Below are 17,462 nucleotides of genomic sequence, written 5' to 3' on the forward strand. Positions count from 1 at the left end.
GGAAAAAGGAGACACACAGATGGAGAAACAACATTTGATCGACATCGCGGCGAAGAAAAAGAAAGCAGCGGTCGTCTTTAAAGATGTGGCCGTCATCGACGTCTACAGTCGTGAGACGATTCGCACGGATGTCGCTATCGATGCGGGATACATCGTGGCCATCGGGGACGGCTACGAAGGGGAGACGGAATACCACGACCCGTCCTGGACGCTCGCACCGTCGTTCATCGATTCACACGTCCATATCGAGTCATCGATGGTGCCGCCTCACGAGTTCGCCAAAGCGGTCCTGCCGCTCGGAGTCACGACGGTCATCGCCGATCCGCATGAGATTGCGAACGTCAACGGGGCGCTCGGAATCGAGTATATGTTGGCGGATGCCAAAGGCTTGCCGCTCGATGTGCGCATGATGCTCCCGAGCTGTGTGCCGGCGACACCGTTCGAGCACGCAGGTGCGAAGCTATACGCCGAGGACTTGGCACCGTTTTTAGGAGATCCGGGCGTACACGGTCTCGGCGAAGTGATGGACTATCCGTCCGTCGAGTCGGGGAGTGCGGATATGCTTCAAAAGATCGCCCAGACAGAACTCGCCGGAAAAGTCGTCGACGGTCATGCCTCAGGTCTTGGCCCGGATCAGTTGAACGTGTATCGCACGGCCGGCATCATGACCGATCATGAGTGTACGACGGCTGAGGAGGCGCTCGAACGGGTGCGGCGCGGCTTTTACGTTCAAATTCGTGAAGGGTCGGTTGCCCGGAACGTGGAAAAAGTCAGCCGGGCCATCACGGAGAGCAACGCCCACCGGTTCTTATTCTGTACGGACGATAAGCATTTGGACGATCTCGTCGTTGAGGGTGGGATCGACTACAACATTCGCATGGCGATCAAACAAGGCGTCAAGCCAGAGACGGCCTATGCCGTTGCCAGTCTGCACGCGGCCGAGGCGTATGGACTAACCGACGTGGGTGCTATCGCCCCGGGCAAGCGCGCGAACTTTGTCATCTTGTCAGACGTCGAATCGGTAACGATTGACACCGTCTACGTGAACGGGAAAGTCGTCGCTAAAGATGGTAAGGCGACGTTCGAGGCTGATGGGATTGAAGTGCCGAAACCGATGAAAGGTGAGCTCAAACTACCCGATTTGACGGCGGACTCGTTCCGTTTGGCCGTGAAAGAAGAAGCGGTCGATGTGATTCAAGTGTTGCCGAACAGTCTCTTGACGAAGCGACAGCGTCTTGTCTTCACACCTGACGCGTCCGGAGCCGACCTCAAGCAAGATATCGCCACGCTCGCCGTCATCGAACGCCACCACGGGACGGGTCATATGGCCCTCGCACCGGTAACCGGTTTCGGCTTGAAACGAGGGGCGCTCGCGGCCACGGTCGCGCACGACAGCCATAACCTCGTCATCGCCGGGGTGAGCCCGGACGATATGTTGCTCGCTGCCGAGACGCTTGAAAAAGTGGGCGGTGGGGTCGTCGCGGTGTCAGAAGGCAAGGTGCTGGCCGTCTTACCGCTTGAAATTGGTGGACTCATGACGAAACGTCCTTATGCGGAAGTGGCGGACGTGCTCGAACAGTTGAACGATGCGCTCGACGTCGTCGGGGCCCATCGTCACTTCAACCCGTATTTGACGATGTCGTTCCTGGCGCTTCCGGTCATCCCGGATTTGAAATTGACCGATATGGGACTATTCGACGTGACGACGTTCTCATTCATCGAGTCGTAAGTCAGTCTAACGTATGATTTTTGTTAAGAACGACCCGAAACGATTGAACGGCTCGGCTTAAGTTGGTATAGTTACGACAAGTTTCATCGGTAAATATGGAAAGGGGGGATATCACAGATGGAACAAGTTGCTTACAACCGGTCGTATGATGAACATGGGGATTTGATCAATTCTGTATATCGTGCCTTCCAAGACCGATGTCAAGAATTGCCCGACGAGACGCGGACAAAACGGCGATTGCGTCACCTTATTTTCTTAACGATTAAAGAACATACGACGTCACACGCCGAGCGTTTTGTCTTATATCATTTCTTTAGTGATTTCTTTAAAGCGGTCGAGTCAGACGACCAAGCTGCACTCGCGGTGTTGAAACAAATCATCCGAGATGAAAAAAACTATTGATTAGTCACTATGACCTATGATAATTTAGACGTAACTTTAAATGAATATTCGTGCTATCGATGAGGTAGAGGTGCGATGCTGATGAGTAAGTAGTCCGAGGATGACAACGGTGAAGACTACAGAAAGGCAAGATCGCCGAAGTGTAAAGTCATGTCTCTGACTTTGTGCTGGGCTGACGGGAAATACCCGTCAGACTGCCATACATATTTACGTATGGAGCGCTCCAAGTCGGCTAAGAAAGACGGAACATCCAGCGAGGGTGTCGGCTTTGTTGCCGATGCCCTCGCTTTGCGTTTTTTTAAGCATAGGGGGGCCTCATCTCTAACAAAAGAGGAGGAAATCACATGGTAGATTATTCAACTTCGGTACTCTCACTCGTACCGGCTTTATTGGCCATTATTATGGCCATCACAACACGGAAAGTCATTCCGTCACTCGGTGTCGGGATTATTGCAGGGGTCTTATTGCTTCACAATTTTAACCCGCTCGAATCGATTCAATATTTGTGGTCGAACGTCATCGCCTTATTCTGGGCCGACGGAGCCATTAATGAATGGAACGTGCTCTTGATTGCGTTCTTGCTCTTGCTTGGGATTTTGTCATCGATCATCCAAACGTCGGGCGGCGCCCGCGCGTTCGGAGAGTGGGCCGCTTCAAACGTCAAGACGGCCCGCGGTGCTCGTCTCGTCTCGTTCGGACTTGGGATTTTAATTTTCATCGACGATTACTTTAACAGTTTAGCCGTCGGGAACATCAGCCGGCCACTCACAGACCGTAAAAAAGTATCACGTGCGAAACTCGCCTACATGATTGACTCGACTGCCGCACCGGTCTGCGTCATCAGCCCGCTCTCGAGTTGGGGAGCTTATATCATCGCCATCATCGCAGGTATCCTGGCGAAGTATTCGATTGATAGCTACTCATCGTTCTCAGCGTTCATCCAAATCATCCCGATGAACTTCTACGCGGTATTCGCGCTTCTCTTGACGGCTTACGTCGCCTACACGGGACTTGCCATCGGACCGATGCGCACACATGAACTCCGTGCCCTCCAAGGGGAGCTCTACGATACATCGAAAGGTGCACCGATGGGGATGAGTGAAGACTTGAACGAACATGAAGGTGGAAAAGTACGTGACTTGATCGTTCCGATTATCGCCTTGATTATCGCGACGGTGTCGGCCATGCTCTACACGGGCGGACAGGCGCTTGCCGCTGACGGTCAGAGCTTCTCGTTGATCGGAGCGTTCGAATCAACAGACGTGACACGTTCCCTCGTAACGGGTGCTGTCATCAGCTTGATTGTCGCCCTCTTATTGTTGATTGGCCGCAAGATTCCGGCGAAAGACTATGGACAAGCGACATGGGGCGGAATTCGCGCCATGTGGCCAGCCGTGCTCATCTTGTTGTTTGCTTGGACGATTATCGCCGTCATCGGTGACATGAAGACAGGTGACTACTTGGCAAGTTTCGTTACGGATTCGATTTCACCATCTTACTTGCCGTTCCTCTTGTTCATGATCGCCGGTCTCATGGCGTTCTCGACAGGAACGAGCTGGGGGACGTTCGGTCTCATGCTTCCAATCGGAGCCGATTTGATTATGGCAGTCGAGCCGGAGCTCTTGCTTCCGACACTTGCCGCTGTTCTCGCCGGAGCGGTGTTCGGAGACCACTGTTCACCAATCTCGGATACGACGATTCTTAGTTCGACGGGTGCTGGATCGCACCATATCGACCACGTGTTGACGCAACTTCCATACGCGTTGATTTCAGCGGGCGTGGCAGCTGTCGGATATTTGGTCCTCGGTGTTTCGGGATCGATGTGGATTGGATTCTTTGCAGCCCTCGCGACGTTCATCGTGGCTCTCATCATTGCACAAATCATTTCAAAACGCGGACGCGTACCAGCCGATATGCGGGCTGAGCGCGAAGCGTAATCATCTAGATAGGGGACGTACCACAACTTCGTGGTACGCCCCCTTTTTTTGCGTCACAACGGCATAGCCCCAACAAACAAACCCTGCCGCAAGCAAGCGGCAGGGTTTGTGGGTTAGTTGACGTCCAACCATTTGAAGCTAGCGTCAGCTCCGAACGGGTGGCGGTACATGTTTTCGATGTTTGAACGCTCAAGGTAAGCTTCACCTTTTTGGTAAATCGGTGCGATCGCGAAATCATCTTCGAGCAAGATGCGTTCGGCTTCTTGCATCGCTTCCCAACGTTTCATTTGATCGGCTTCTTGTTTCGCGCCTTGAATCAACTTGTCGTACTCGTCGTTCGAGTAAGCCATGCGGTTGAACGGACCGTCTGTGACCCACATGTCGAGGTACGTCATCGGATCTTGATAGTCAGGGCCCCAACCGGCAGCGGAGACGTCATAGTCGCCAGCGCCTTCAAGTTCAAGGAAGTTTTTGAACGGCTGTTGCTTAATGTTAAGTGTGAGGCCAGGAAGGTTCTTCTCGAGCTCACCTTTGATATACTCGTTGACTTTCTTGAACGCTTCTTCGTCACGTGAGAGGAACTCAAGTTCGATTGTCTCGACACCGAGTTCGGCAAGACCTTTCTCCCATGCAGCTTTCGCCTCGTCGACGTTATAGCTTTGAAGGTCTGGATACTTCTCGCGGAAGTCAGCTCCATCTTCTGTGAACGTGAAGTCTTTCGCGACGATATAGTTGGCCGGCTGTGAACCGTCCGTCAAGATGACGTCTGTGACGCCTTGCTTATCGAAGCCTTTTGCGAGTGCCTCACGAATGTTGACGTTTTGAAGTGATTCGTTCTTCTGGTTGAAACGAAGGAAGTTGATTCGTGCGTCGGCACGTGTCTTGAACTCATCCGAGTCTTGGAATTGTGGAACGAATTCAGATGACAAGAGCGTGTAATCGACTTCGCCCGATTCGAACAAGTTGACGCCCGTCGCGACTTCTTTAACGACCTTGACGTTGATCGTATCCATCTTGACGTTTTCAGCGTCCCAATACTCAGGGTTCTTTTTATAGACCCAACCTTCATTGTCTTGCCAGCTATCTAACACGTATGGTCCGTTGTAAAGTGTCTTATCGACAGCTGTCGCAAACGACTCGCCTTGTTCTTCGACGAACTCTTGCTTTTGCGGCATGTACGTCGGGAATCCTGTCAACCCGAGGAAGTAAGGGGCAGGTGCCTCCAATTGTACTTCGAGTGTCTTCTCATCGAGCGCTTTCGCGCCAAGCGTATCGAGTTCTTCTTCGCCTGCGAGAATCTTATTGGCGTTTTTCAAATCTTGAAGGATATACGCGTACTCGGCACCTGTCTCAGGATTGAGGGCACGTTTCCATGAGTAGACGAAATCTTCAGCTGTGACCGGTGAACCGTCTGACCAGTTCGCGTCACGCAATTTGAAGGTGTATGTAAGTCCATCTTCTGAAATTTCTACGTCTTCAGCAATTCCCGGTACCGGTTGGTTATTTTCATCCAGACGATACAGTCCCTCGAAGACGTTGTTCGTCACGATGATTGACGTCGAGTCCGTTGTGAGCGTCGGATCGAGCTGTGGTAAATCTGTCGCCGAGACGAGCGTGATTTCCTTTTTCGCATCACTTGATGAAGACCCTTCAGACGAATCTGTTGTTTCTTCTCCACCGCCACATGCTGCTGTCGCAAGCAAAGCGACACCCGATAAAGCTAACCATTTTTTGTTGCGCATTGTGTTACCTCCCGAAAATTCTGATTGTTTCGAATATATTGCAATTAAACTACAAACAAGATGAATGCGCAATAAAATTTTTTAAATTATTCGAAAATATAAACATTAGCAAAATACCTATCTAAACACCATTAGTTTCAGTAGAATAAGGAAATCATCGAATGATTATACATTATCGATGTATAGTTATTCGTCAGACGTCAACTTTTTGTGGAGGGTTTTAAATGAAGTCACAGTCAGCCGGAATCGGCTTTTTTGGGCTTGCTGCCATGGTCGTTGGAACGATGATTGGCGGAGGCGCATTTAATTTACCGGGAGCGATGGCACAAGGTGCTGGAGTCGGTTCGGTGTTAATCGGATGGACGATCACCGGTATCGGGATGGTCATGCTCGCGTTCGTGTTCCAATTTTTAGCTAATACACGTCCTGAACTTGAAGGTGGGATTTACGCCTATGCGAAAGAAGGATTCGGCAAGTTTGTCGGATTCAATAGCGGGTGGGGCTACTGGATGTCGGCGTGGATCGGGACGGTCGCGAACATCACGTTAATCTTCAGCACGCTCAGCTACTTCTTCCCGATCTTTTCGGCCGAGCACCGGACGTTCCGCTTACTTATGAGCGCGGTCGTCATTTGGGGGCTGTTTTGGATTATCTCGCGCGGGATGAGAGAAGCGGCGCTACTCAATATCGTCACGACGATCGCAAAACTTGTACCCATCTTTTTGTTTATTGTCCTCATCTTGTTTGCGTTTCGAATCGATACGTTCCAAATCGACTTCTGGGGTCAATCTGGATTCAGCTGGTCACAAGTGTTCCCGCAAGTGAAGTCGACGATGCTCGTGACGCTTTGGGCGTTCGTCGGGATTGAAGGGGCGGTCGTCCTATCATCACGGGCTCGTCATAAACGAGACGTCGGTCGGGCGACGGTGATCGGACTCGTTGGAACGCTTGTCATTTATATGATGATCTCGATTTTATCGTTCGGGGTGATGACCCAGGAACAACTCGCGGCACTTTCGGAACCGTCGATGGCGTACGTGCTCGAGGCCGTCGTCGGACCGGTCGGTGCGACCATCATCAATATCGGACTCCTCGTCTCGCTCTCGGGTGCCCTGCTCGGGTGGACGATTCTCGCGACGGAGATTTCGTACGTCGCCAGTCGTGACGGCGTGTTCCCGAAACTGTTCAATCGGCTCAATCGAAATGAGACGCCGGTGAGCGCCTTGTTCATCACACAAGCGTTCACGCAACTCGTCACCATCATCGCTCTCTTCTCGGAACAGACGTACTTGGTGCTCTCGAGCATCGCCGGCATCGCTGCGCTCGTGCCGTATTTGTTCTCGGCCTTGTTCGGTTGGAAAGAGGCACGGCGGACTGGAACACGCCCGATGCTCGTCATGTCCGGGATTGCGACCGTTTATGCGGCCTGGCTCCTTTATGCGTCAGGTGTCGAGTATATGCTCATCGCCATGATTTTGTACGCGCCGGGCGTGTTCGTCTTCATGTTGGCCGAACGCGAACAAGGCCGGCCGTACCTCAGCCGGTTGCAATACATGATTGCGGTCGTCATCCTCTTGGCAGCCACGTACGGTGTCTATGGACTATGGACGGCGACAATTAGCCTATAATAAAAAGTCATCGTACGTCGGGAGACGCGCGATGACTTTTTTCATTGACTGTTGTCCGTCAATAAGCGAACGACTTCAATTGGAGGAAGCGGCTTGGCGTACAAGAACCCTTGGAACGAGTCGCAAGCGGTTTGCTTCAAGTGGTCGAGCATCTCTTGGTCCTCGACACCCTCGGCCACGACGTGCAGATTCAGGCTCTTGCCGAGGTGGACGATGACATCGAGTAAGTGTGACTTCGACGTCAACCAATCATCGAGGAAGACTTTATCGATTTTTAGCTCGTCGACCGGGAACGACTTCAAGTATTGCAGTGACGAGAAGCCGGTCCCGAAGTCGTCGATGGATAGGCGATAATCGAGACGTTTGATTTGATCCATCCGGGCGATAATCTCGTCCGTCTGCTGCATGACGAGACTCTCGGTAATCTCGAGGATGATGTCGGACGGGTTCAAATTGAGCTGTTGCTTGATATTACGGAGCGTATTGATGAAGCTGTCGCTCCGGAATTGATTCGGTGAAATGTTGACGGCCATCGACAACGGGCGATCGACGAGTTGCTGCCAGACTTTCAACTGTTTGGCCGCCTCAAGAATGACCCAGTTGTTGATTGGGACGATGAGTGCCATCTCCTCGGCGAGTGGGATGAACTCTGAAGGTGGGATCTGTCCGAGTTCATCATGATGCCAACGGAGAAGCGCCTCGAACCCGATGAGCGTGTCGGTCTTTAACTCATATTTTGGTTGATATTCTAAATAGAAATGTTTTTCTTCAAGTGCTTGATAAAGTGCTTTCTCGATATGGATTTGACGTGAGAACGCATCGTCCATATCTTTCGTGACGAACTGGATTGTCCCGACTCCGATTCGTTTGCCTTTGAACAGGGCGCTCTCGGCGCGCGTGTACAGTTCTTCTAATGAAGATGTGGCGGACGGATAGAAGACACACCCGATGGAAATCGATACCATGATGGAGTGATGATAAATCCGGAACGGACGCTGCAATTCATGTTGCAGTTGGCGCAGCAACTGGAATACTTCTTCTTTCGACTGTTCAAAGAAAATCAACCCGAACAAGCCACCCGACGGATGGAACATGACGCTCGTCTCAGGCAAGAACTGCGCGGCCCGGTCCTTGATTTGAAGGAGCAATTCGTTGCCGACGCGTGAACCGAACGATTCATTGATGATTTTGAAGCGATCGATATCGAACAAGGCGACGTGAACCAAGCCATCTCCTTGATCGACATCCGTCAACACGTGGCTGTACTGACGGAGCCATCCTTTCTTGTTCAAGAGTCCGGTCAAGTCGTTATGGTACGCGAGATAATTGACCTCTTGCTCGAGTCGCTTTTTATCTGAGACGTCAAAGCCGAAGGCGGTATACTGTACGATTTCGCCTTCATCACTCAAAATCGGGACGACCGTCAAATTGAGCCAACACATGTTGCGGACATGCAGCTCGGAACGGACAGGCATTTCACCGTTCCAGATGCGGTCGGTCGTAAGTGCTTGAAGCACGTCCTCGGCAAGCGGATGATTCTCAAATGACGGATGGATGAGCTCGAACCAGTTACGACCGATGAATTGATGATCGGGTGCGCCGATTAACCCGCATAGCAACGGATTGATTTCTGTAATCTCGCCGTAAGCGTTTGTTGCCAAATAATACGTCGATTGTTCAATCATCGCTTGAAAGTGGTGAAGCAGATTGAACTGTTCCGTGCTGATGAGCGGCCCAAATCCTTTCGGCAGGAACGCAAGGAAGTACCCCGTATAGTCGTTGATGGAAAAAGATTGTAAATAAGCAGTCGCATAGACGACTGATCCGTTTTTATGTTTGAACGGCGTCATCGCCGTCGTCGAGAACGGATATTGAAGGAGCATCGGTGACCAGGATTCAAGCGCATCCTGTAAGTGTTGGACAACAGGGAGCGGATGGTGAAGCACCTCGTCTCGTCCCCATCCGAACAGCGTTTCCGCATATTCGTTCCACAGCAGGACGTTGCCATCGAGATTGATGTAACAGCATGGGACAGATAAAGCATCGATAAACTCGTCAATCGGCAAATCACGCAATGAAGCCACATTGTTTCCTCCAATCCACATCAAATGAATCATATTCTACGTTCAGTGTACCTTATTTTGCCAAACCGAGGAATGGGCAAGTTGGTCGTTGTCAAAAGAAAGACGGTCATCATATACTGAAGGAGTAAGATAGTTTTTTGATAAGGGGGAAATCAAATGTCAAAGACACAAGAAGTGATTGAATTGACAGAGAAATTCGGGGCGCACAATTATCATCCACTTCCAATCGTCATCTCGGAAGCGAGGGGGATCTGGGTGACAGACCCAGAGGGGAATCGCTACATGGATATGTTGAGTGCCTATTCGGCCGTCAACCAAGGTCATTGTCATCCGAAAATCATTCAAGCGCTTAAGGACCAAGCCGATAAAATCACGCTGACGTCACGTGCGTTTTACAATGATCAACTCGGTCGTTTCTACAAAAAAGTGGCAGCGCTTACAAACAAAGAGATGGTGTTGCCGATGAATACGGGTGCGGAAGCGGTCGAAACGGCTGTCAAAGCGTCGCGGCGCTGGGCGTATGAAGTGAAACAAATCCCAGGTCAGGCGGAAATCATCGTCTGCTCGGGCAACTTCCACGGCCGGACGATGGCGGCGGTGTCGATGTCGACAGAAGCGGAATACCAACGTGGATTCGGGCCGCTATTGCCAGGGTTTAAAGTCGTGCCGTACGGTGACATCGATGCGTTCGAGGCGGCTATCACTGAAAATACGGCGGCGTTCATCGTCGAACCGATTCAAGGCGAAGCCGGCATCATCATCCCACCGGCTGGTTACTTGAAACGAGCCAGTGAACTGTGCCAACAGCATAACGTGTTATTTGTGGCCGATGAGATTCAGTCAGGGCTCGGTCGCTCAGGTAAATGGTTCGCCATCGAATGGGAAGATGTGGAGCCAGATATGTATATTCTCGGAAAAGCGCTCGGGGGCGGCGTGTTCCCGGTATCGTGTGTGGCGGCCAATGAAAACGTCTTGAGTGTATTCAATCCAGGCTCACACGGTTCGACGTTCGGAGGGAATCCGCTCGCGGCGGCCGTGTCGATCGCGTCACTCGAAGTGTTAGAAGAAGAGCAGTTGCCACAACGTTCTCTCGAACTCGGGACATATTTCATGGACCGTTTGAAATCAATCGACAATCCGCTCATTAAAGATGTGCGCGGTCGCGGTCTGTTCATCGGGATCGAATTGACGGAAGCAGCCCGTCCATACTGTGAGGCGCTTAAAGAACGTGGCCTACTCTGCAAAGAGACACATGAGACGGTGATTCGATTGGCACCACCACTCGTCATCACGAAAGAGGAGCTCGATGAGGCGTTCGAGGCCATCTCGGCCGTGTTCGCACCAGCAGCTATTTCGTGATCACGCATCGCTTGGTATAATGGTTACAGACTCAACACCTGTCTCGCGACGTGCGCGCGGCAGGTGTTTTTTTGAAGGGAGGCCTGGCGATGCTATATGTATACGTCGGTTTGGCAGGAGCGCTAGGAGCCTTGGCACGTTATGGGATCGGCACGGGCATCGAGACGTTTTGGGTCGGTATGTTTCCGCTCGGGACGCTGCTCATCAATTTATCAGGCAGTTTCGCGCTCGGTTGGCTGACACACTTCTTGTTTCGGTCCGGACGACTCTCCCCGAGTGTCGTCACCGCGGTCGGAACAGGATTCATCGGCTCGTTCACGACGTTCTCGACGTTCAGTGTGGAGACGATTGAGTTGCTGGAGTCCGGCGCAATTGGCATGGCCTTGCTCTACGTGACACTAAGCCTTATGCTCGGTCTGTTCAGTTCGTGGCTCGGGTTTTGGTTCGGACGGCGTCGGTTCAAACAGTTCAGGCGAGAAGAGGTGGTGCGATGACGATCTCCATCATTATGCTGGGGGCGTTCTTTGGAGCGATGGCCCGGTTTGGCATTGGTCAGCTCGTCAAAACATGGACGACATCTATGTTCCCGTGGGCGACGCTGTTCGTCAATGTGAGTGGGTCGTTTTGTCTCGGCTATTTATATGCGTCGAGTGCCGGCCCGTCGCTCATGCTCGGACTCGGTGTCGGCTTTCTCGGTTCGTTCACGACGTTCTCGACGTTCAAGCTCGAAGTGATGCGGTTCGTCGCCAAAGACTGGCTTCGTTTCGGGATGTATTTGCTTGCGACCTATGTACTTGGTCTGCTGGCGGCCTATCTCGGTTATCATCTGCCATGACAAATCCCTCGGAACACGTTTCCGAGGGATTGTTTTATTCGCTAAGTTGGAGTTTTTCAGCACAAGATGGGCACGTGTTCTCGTAAGACTCGCACTGCTCATCCATCTGTTTCCCGCACTCTTGACACGTCTTGTCCGGTAACTTCCGATAAAATTCGACGGAAGATTCAAGTCGGCTTGCCCATTCATTCATTGTAACTGCCCCCTTTATTTAAGTAACGTAGCTGTTATGTTGTTTTGATTGTATTATAACAGAGGGTGATAAGTCAACAATAATATATAACAGATTTATAAATCGGATTTTGGTAGAATGAGAGTATAGAAAATGAGGTGAGATGGATGAAAGCACCCCAATGCGAAACGATTGCCATTCAGAATGAGGATGTCGGGGTATTACAACAAGCGTTGACCGATCTTGATGCGACGCGGGTCAGTCGATTATTCAAAGCGTTCGCCGATCCGACCCGACTTAAAGTGCTCTACGTGCTCACGCTCGAAGCGGAACTGTGCGTCTGTGACGTGGCGGCCGTGATTAAACATTCGAATGCCACGGCGTCCCATCACTTACGGACATTGCTCGAGCAAGGACTTGTCAAATATCGCAAGGATGGAAAAGTCGTTTATTATTCGCTCGACGATGACCACGTCCGGTTGCTCGTCGAGATTGCGATGGCCCATAGCGCCGAGCAAGATGAGACTGAATCAGACACGTGAGGCTGACTGGGATTCCAGTCGGCTTTTTTTTCGGTTGTAATTGTGAGGCGACCGCGTTACGATATATTCAAATGAACGTTTGAATATAAAAGGGGCGAAATTAAGATGAAACGAGATGTATTGCCCGTCGAAGGGATTACATGTACGAACTGCGCCGCCAAAATCGAGAAGAGTGTGACGGGAGAGGACAGTGTCGCCGCTTGTCAGATTGATTTTGCGACAAGTCGAATGATTATCGAATGGAATGATTCGAAGGATCATACGGAGACGCTACGGGCTATCGAAGCGTCGATGGCGCGAATTGAACCGGGTGCTCATTTTGTGAAAGATGATGAGGAAGTACCGATGTCGAGTCGCTTGTTATGGCGGTTCGGGATTGCATTCGCATTCCTGCTCGTCGGTCTGTATACCGATTCGCTTGTCGTGTACGGAATCGCCTACGTGGTTGCGGGTTATGATGTCGTCTATGCCGCATTTCGTAACGTATGGCATCGGGAATGGTTTGATGAGAAATTTTTAATGACGATTGCGACGGTCGGTGCGATTGCGATTTCGGAGTATCCGGAAGCGGTCGCCGTCATGCTGTTTTATCAACTCGGTGAGTATTTCCAAGCGAAAGCGGTCCACGCTTCACGGCGGTCGATTCAATCGCTATTGAATTTGAAACCGACACGCGCACGCGTTCTTGTTGAGGGGCGAGAAGTTGAGCAACGACCTGAGGACGTAACGGTCGGCTCCGTCATCATAGTGCGGGCTGGTGAACAAGTGCCGATGGATGGTCAGGTGTTACAAGGGGACAGCTCACTGGATACGGCTTCTCTGACAGGAGAGTCGTTGCCACGCCAAGTCGGGCCTGGTGAAGACGTATTGGCCGGCATGATCAACCTCGAAGGGCGGCTCGAAGTTCGGGTCGAGCGACCGGCTGCGGAGTCGAGTCTTCAAAAGATGATTGCCCTCGTTGAACAGGCGAGCATGAACAAGGCGAAGACGGAACAGATGATTACAAGGTTAGCCAAAGTGTACACGCCAATCGTCGTCGTTTTAGCGGCTGTGGTCGCGTTTGTCCCGCCATTGTTTGTCGGAAATTTGGAGGAGTGGGTGTACCGGGCTTTAATCTTCCTCGTCATTAGTTGTCCGTGTGCCTTAGTGATCTCAATTCCGCTCGGTTATTTCGGTGGAATTGGTGCTGGCTCGCGGCGTGGCATTTTAGTGAAAGGCGGCGAGTATTTGGACGTCCTCGCCGAAGTTGAGACGGTTATCTTTGATAAGACCGGAACGCTCACGACGGGACGTTTTGAAGTGACGGATATCGCGACGAATGGAGAATTGACGAAGGACGAGTTGCTCCAACTTGCGTCCCGAGTCGAGATGGCTTCGACGCATCCGCTTGCAAAAGCAATCGTCGAGCAAGCCGGTCCGGTCGCGCCGTTCGCAACAATCCAAGAAGAGCCGGGTTACGGACTGATGGCTATAGAGGGTGAACACCGCATTTACGTCGGTAGTGCCCGCTATATGAAAAAATTGGGCTGCTCGATCCCGACGGAGACGTCGGGGACGATTGTGCATGTCGTGAAAAATGATCGCTGGCTCGGACGAATCGAGTTGAGGGACGAAGTGAAGGCGGATGCGGAACAGACGATTCGTGCGTTGAAACAATACGGATATCGGACAGTCATGCTGACGGGTGATCGGCAAGAAGTCGCGAATGCCGTCGGTTCAGCGATTGGCATCGATGAAGTGTACAGCGAGTTGCTTCCACATCAAAAAGTAACGGAAGTCGAGCGGTTGGCAACAACCGGCAAGGTCGCTTTTGTCGGTGATGGCTTGAACGATGCGGCGGCGCTTGCGCGTGCTGATGTCGGACTCGTGATGGGTGGTGTCGGTAGTGATACTGCGGTCGCAGCAGCTGACCTTGTTCTCATGAATGATGCCCCACACGATGTTGTGGCGGCGATTGATTTGAGCAAAAAGACACGACGAATCGTCTGGCAAAACATCACGTTCGCGTTCGGGATGAAGGCGCTCTTCCTCGTACTCGGCGTATTCGGACTCGCCTCAATGTGGGAAGCCGTGTTTGCCGATGTCGGGGTCGCCTTACTCGCCATCGGGAACGCCACTCGATTGATTCACGCCAAATAAAAAACCTCGAGCATGCTCGAGGCTGGGAACCGACTCATTGGGGTCGGTTCTTTTTGCGTGTTTTGAAAATCAAAAATAAAATGACGATAATCACAGCGCTGAGGAGGATGGCGATGGACGTGAGCGCTTGCATTAGCACATCGATTTGATTCTCGGTCGCAATCAATTGTTTGCGGATGTCGTCATACTGCATCTTTTTTAAGGCTCGTAAATCTTCGAGAATCGTTTGACGTTGATCAGTCATCGTTTCAGCGAGGTCAGTCGCGGCTTCGATGTCGCCCCTTTCATAGAGGACGAGCACTTGATCGGCCCCTTGCTCCCAAATCCCGTCGCGATGGAGCAAATCGATGAGTGAGCTCGGAGTGCCGGGGTCATTCGCAATGGATGTTTTCAATTCTTCTGCCTGCTGGGACATACTGTAATACGATTCTAAAAAGCGCCGGTCTTCATAGGCGAGAAGACCACGGATGGCGTTGGCTCGTTCGATGTTGAAATACATGATATCCTCGATGGCGTCATACGAGTCGAGACGTTGACCGTGAATCGATTCGATTTGCCTTGTCGTGTCGCGAAGTTGGAAGGCGAAACTAGCGAGAACGAGGATGGATAAGACGGATAACGAAATGAGTACGGTCAGCCATTTTCGTTGGGACATGGTCATCCCTCCTTCTGTAAACATCGTACAATACTTCCTGATTTCACCGCAAAATATTTTTTTGGAAAAGGAAAAAATCAGGTAAAGGTATAAATATATAGTAATGCGTTTCTTGATATCGTTTACAATGATAGAGGAACGATTTTATTCATAAGGAGAATACACATGCCAGAGAACTCATCGTTAATCAAGTTGCACCAAGTCTTGAAAGAAAAACGAACGAACGTCCATTATGAGATTCCGGCGTTATGGAACCGGCTGCAATTCGCTTCAGAGCCTGTACGTGATGGGGTCGAACGGGTCAATCCGTATGATTTCTTGATCGAGACGATTGAAAAAGCGATTCTTCCCCATGCGGTCGACGGACGGGGTTACCATCAATCGGTCGCCCAAGCGGACGGATATTTGCAAACTGGCGGCGATTGGATCAAGCGGGCCTCGGTCTACTCGATGCAAGTCCGGACGTCGACATCATGGGATCATGATGGATCAGGCTATGTCGAAATGGAGAACTCGATCGGCATGAAAGACACGGGGACGTTCGTCAAAACGCTCGCGTTGATTCCGCATCTCCTTTACATGGGAATCGACACGTTGTTCTTATTGCCAATCTCGCAACACAGTCATAAAAACAAAAAAGGCGAATTTGGTTCTCCTTATGCCGTGCAAGACTTTTTTGGAATCGATGAGGAACTGAAAGAGACGTTGACCGGAGACGGCTTGACGGTCGAAGAAGAGTTCGCGGCGTTCGTCGAAGCATGTCACATGGTGGGGATTCGTGTCGTCATCGATGTCATCCCGCGTACATGTGCCCGTGACAACCGACTCATTCTCGAAAATCCGGAATGGTTTTATTGGATTCCGGTGACCGAACTCGATTACTATCATCCGCCGCACGTACCAGGAATTGGTGAGAACGTGAAACCAGAGCATGCTTTCTTACCTATGATTTATGGGTCAGAAGACGTCTGGGCGCACTTACGTCGCTTCTCGATGGCACCGAATCTCGTCGATGCGGACAAGTGGGAGACGGTGAGAGCGTACTTGCTCGAGCATCCAGAAGAGAACTTGCTTGCCGTCATCGAGCGCGAGTTCGGATTAACGACCGCTCCAGCCTTCTCCGATTGCATCAATGACCCGCAACCACCATGGTCGGATGTGACGTATTTTCGTCTGTTCTTGGACCACCCGACAGCGGCAGCGCCTTACGTGAGCGAAGCGAACTTGGCACCTTATATCTTGTTCGACTCGATCAAATCGAATCAATTCCGAGGCGATCAAATCAACGAGCCGCTCTGGGCGATGCTCGCCGACATCATTCCACACTATCAGCGTGAATATGGGATTGATGGAGCTCGCATCGACATGGGGCACGCCTTGCCGGTCGATTTGGCGCAACGGATTCTACAGCAACCGCGTGAACTCGACGCCAACTTCAGCTTCATCGCTGAAGAATTGATTGAAATCGGTGCGTGGGCGGCGAAAGAAGCGGGCTATAACATGATTATCGGGTACGGGTTCTATAAAGAGCCACGCTTTGATACACATGAGACGCACCAGTTCGTATATGACTCGCGCTTCTTACCGTTACCGGTGTTTGCGGCCGGAGAAACGGCAGACACACGCCGTATCGCGACACGAGATGGGGGACGGCAGGCGAGTCGCTTGCTCACCGTCTTGAACGGCTTCGTACCGAACGGCGTCCCGATGACGAACTCTGGACTCGAACTGTATGAGACACAGCCGATGAACACCGGGCTCGACTGCCGACCGGAAGAAGCGTATCAACTCTTCCCGACCGATCCGTACTTTGGAAAGCTTGCTTTCTTCGATGCGTACCAGTTCCATTGGGATCATCCGGAGCGAGACGAGATGATCGAACTGATGCATCAAGTGGCCGAGGTGCGTCGTCGTTGGTTGGACGTCCTCGTCAACCCGAGTCATTTCGAACCGCTCGCCATGGCACATATGGATGCGCCGTTCATCGGCCTCGCTTGGTTGCGTCCGGATACGAACGAGACGCTTCTCGTCGTGGCCAATACGGATATGCACCAACCGTTGCAAGGGAAAGTCCCGCTCGACGGGGTGCGACGCCGCAACTGGAACGCGAGCCGTTTCGCCGAGATGGTGTACTCACCGACGTCATGGCCGTACGCCGAGCATTCGTTCGACGAGAATTGGGACCTGTGGGTCGATTTGAAGCCGGGCGAAGTGAAGATTTATGAGATGAAATAAGCA

14 protein-coding genes and 1 riboswitch are annotated in these 17,462 nt (G+C 51.6%); of the genes, 10 read left to right on the forward strand and 4 right to left on the reverse strand.

Going from position 1 to position 17,462, the window contains the following annotated elements; all coding sequences use genetic code 11:
• The first annotated feature begins 19 nt into the window (after positions 1–19).
• The 3 genes from ade (at position 20) to M467_RS16485 (ending at position 4,068) form a co-directional block, all read left to right on the forward strand.
• Positions 20–1,729, forward strand: coding sequence for an adenine deaminase (gene ade / locus M467_RS16475; RefSeq protein WP_021065237.1), 1,710 nt, complete (start codon positions 20–22; stop codon positions 1,727–1,729).
• A 117-nt stretch (positions 1,730–1,846) separates the two neighbouring features.
• Positions 1,847–2,131 (forward strand): hypothetical protein, encoded by a 285-nt coding sequence (locus M467_RS16480; RefSeq protein WP_021065238.1) that lies wholly within the window; start codon positions 1,847–1,849, stop codon positions 2,129–2,131.
• Between the two features lie 57 nt (positions 2,132–2,188).
• A riboswitch (Lysine riboswitch) is annotated at positions 2,189–2,363 on the forward strand.
• 112 nt (positions 2,364–2,475) lie between these two features.
• On the forward strand, positions 2,476–4,068 hold the full coding sequence (locus tag M467_RS16485; protein WP_021065239.1) for a Na+/H+ antiporter NhaC family protein: 1,593 nt from the start codon (positions 2,476–2,478) through the stop codon (positions 4,066–4,068).
• Positions 4,069–4,181: 113 nt separating this feature from the next.
• Here the strand turns inward: M467_RS16485 and M467_RS16490 are convergent, their stop codons facing one another.
• Positions 4,182–5,810 carry a peptide ABC transporter substrate-binding protein gene (locus tag M467_RS16490; protein ID WP_021065240.1) on the reverse strand — a complete coding sequence of 543 codons (1,629 nt, stop codon included), beginning with the start codon at positions 5,808–5,810 and terminating at the stop codon, positions 4,182–4,184.
• Between the two features lie 224 nt (positions 5,811–6,034).
• Between M467_RS16490 and M467_RS16495 the strand changes: the two genes are divergently transcribed.
• Positions 6,035–7,438: a basic amino acid/polyamine antiporter gene (locus M467_RS16495; protein WP_021065241.1), complete on the forward strand. Its 1,404-nt coding sequence runs from the start codon at positions 6,035–6,037 to the stop codon at positions 7,436–7,438.
• A 41-nt stretch (positions 7,439–7,479) separates the two neighbouring features.
• Here the strand turns inward: M467_RS16495 and M467_RS16500 are convergent, their stop codons facing one another.
• Positions 7,480–9,522 (reverse strand): bifunctional diguanylate cyclase/phosphodiesterase, encoded by a 2,043-nt coding sequence (locus M467_RS16500; protein ID WP_021065242.1) that lies wholly within the window; start codon positions 9,520–9,522, stop codon positions 7,480–7,482.
• 156 nt (positions 9,523–9,678) lie between these two features.
• On the opposite strand from M467_RS16500, the gene M467_RS16505 reads away from it, so the two are divergent.
• The 3 genes from M467_RS16505 (at position 9,679) to M467_RS16515 (ending at position 11,716) form a co-directional block, all read left to right on the forward strand.
• Positions 9,679–10,881: an ornithine--oxo-acid transaminase gene (locus M467_RS16505; protein ID WP_021065243.1), complete on the forward strand. Its 1,203-nt coding sequence runs from the start codon at positions 9,679–9,681 to the stop codon at positions 10,879–10,881.
• A gap of 89 nt (positions 10,882–10,970) precedes the next feature.
• Positions 10,971–11,375 (forward strand): fluoride efflux transporter CrcB, encoded by a 405-nt coding sequence (crcB, locus tag M467_RS16510; protein WP_021065244.1) that lies wholly within the window; start codon positions 10,971–10,973, stop codon positions 11,373–11,375.
• Positions 11,372–11,716, forward strand: a complete 345-nt coding sequence (locus M467_RS16515) for a fluoride efflux transporter FluC (RefSeq protein WP_021065245.1) — start codon at positions 11,372–11,374, stop codon at positions 11,714–11,716. The genes crcB and M467_RS16515 overlap by 4 nt, the downstream gene beginning before the upstream one ends.
• 34 nt (positions 11,717–11,750) lie before the next feature.
• Here the strand turns inward: M467_RS16515 and yhfH are convergent, their stop codons facing one another.
• A complete protein-coding gene (yhfH, locus tag M467_RS31545; protein WP_021065246.1) occupies positions 11,751–11,909 on the reverse strand; it encodes a protein YhfH in 159 nt (52 codons plus the stop codon).
• Between the two features lie 146 nt (positions 11,910–12,055).
• Between yhfH and M467_RS16520 the strand changes: the two genes are divergently transcribed.
• Positions 12,056–12,430: an ArsR/SmtB family transcription factor gene (locus M467_RS16520; RefSeq protein ID WP_021065247.1), complete on the forward strand. Its 375-nt coding sequence runs from the start codon at positions 12,056–12,058 to the stop codon at positions 12,428–12,430.
• A 105-nt stretch (positions 12,431–12,535) separates the two neighbouring features.
• On the forward strand, positions 12,536–14,569 hold the full coding sequence (locus M467_RS16525; protein ID WP_021065248.1) for a heavy metal translocating P-type ATPase: 2,034 nt from the start codon (positions 12,536–12,538) through the stop codon (positions 14,567–14,569).
• Between the two features lie 34 nt (positions 14,570–14,603).
• Here M467_RS16525 and M467_RS16530 read toward each other — a convergent pair whose 3' ends face one another.
• Positions 14,604–15,224 (reverse strand): CHASE3 domain-containing protein, encoded by a 621-nt coding sequence (locus tag M467_RS16530; RefSeq protein WP_021065249.1) that lies wholly within the window; start codon positions 15,222–15,224, stop codon positions 14,604–14,606.
• Positions 15,225–15,389: 165 nt separating this feature from the next.
• On the opposite strand from M467_RS16530, the gene M467_RS16535 reads away from it, so the two are divergent.
• Complete coding sequence (locus M467_RS16535; protein ID WP_021065250.1) at positions 15,390–17,459, forward strand: alpha-amylase family protein; 2,070 nt, start codon at positions 15,390–15,392, stop codon at positions 17,457–17,459.
• Positions 17,460–17,462: the final 3 nt, after the last annotated feature.

The organism is Exiguobacterium chiriqhucha RW-2 (genome assembly GCF_000416965.1).
GTDB lineage: Bacteria > Bacillota > Bacilli > Exiguobacteriales > Exiguobacteriaceae > Exiguobacterium > Exiguobacterium chiriqhucha.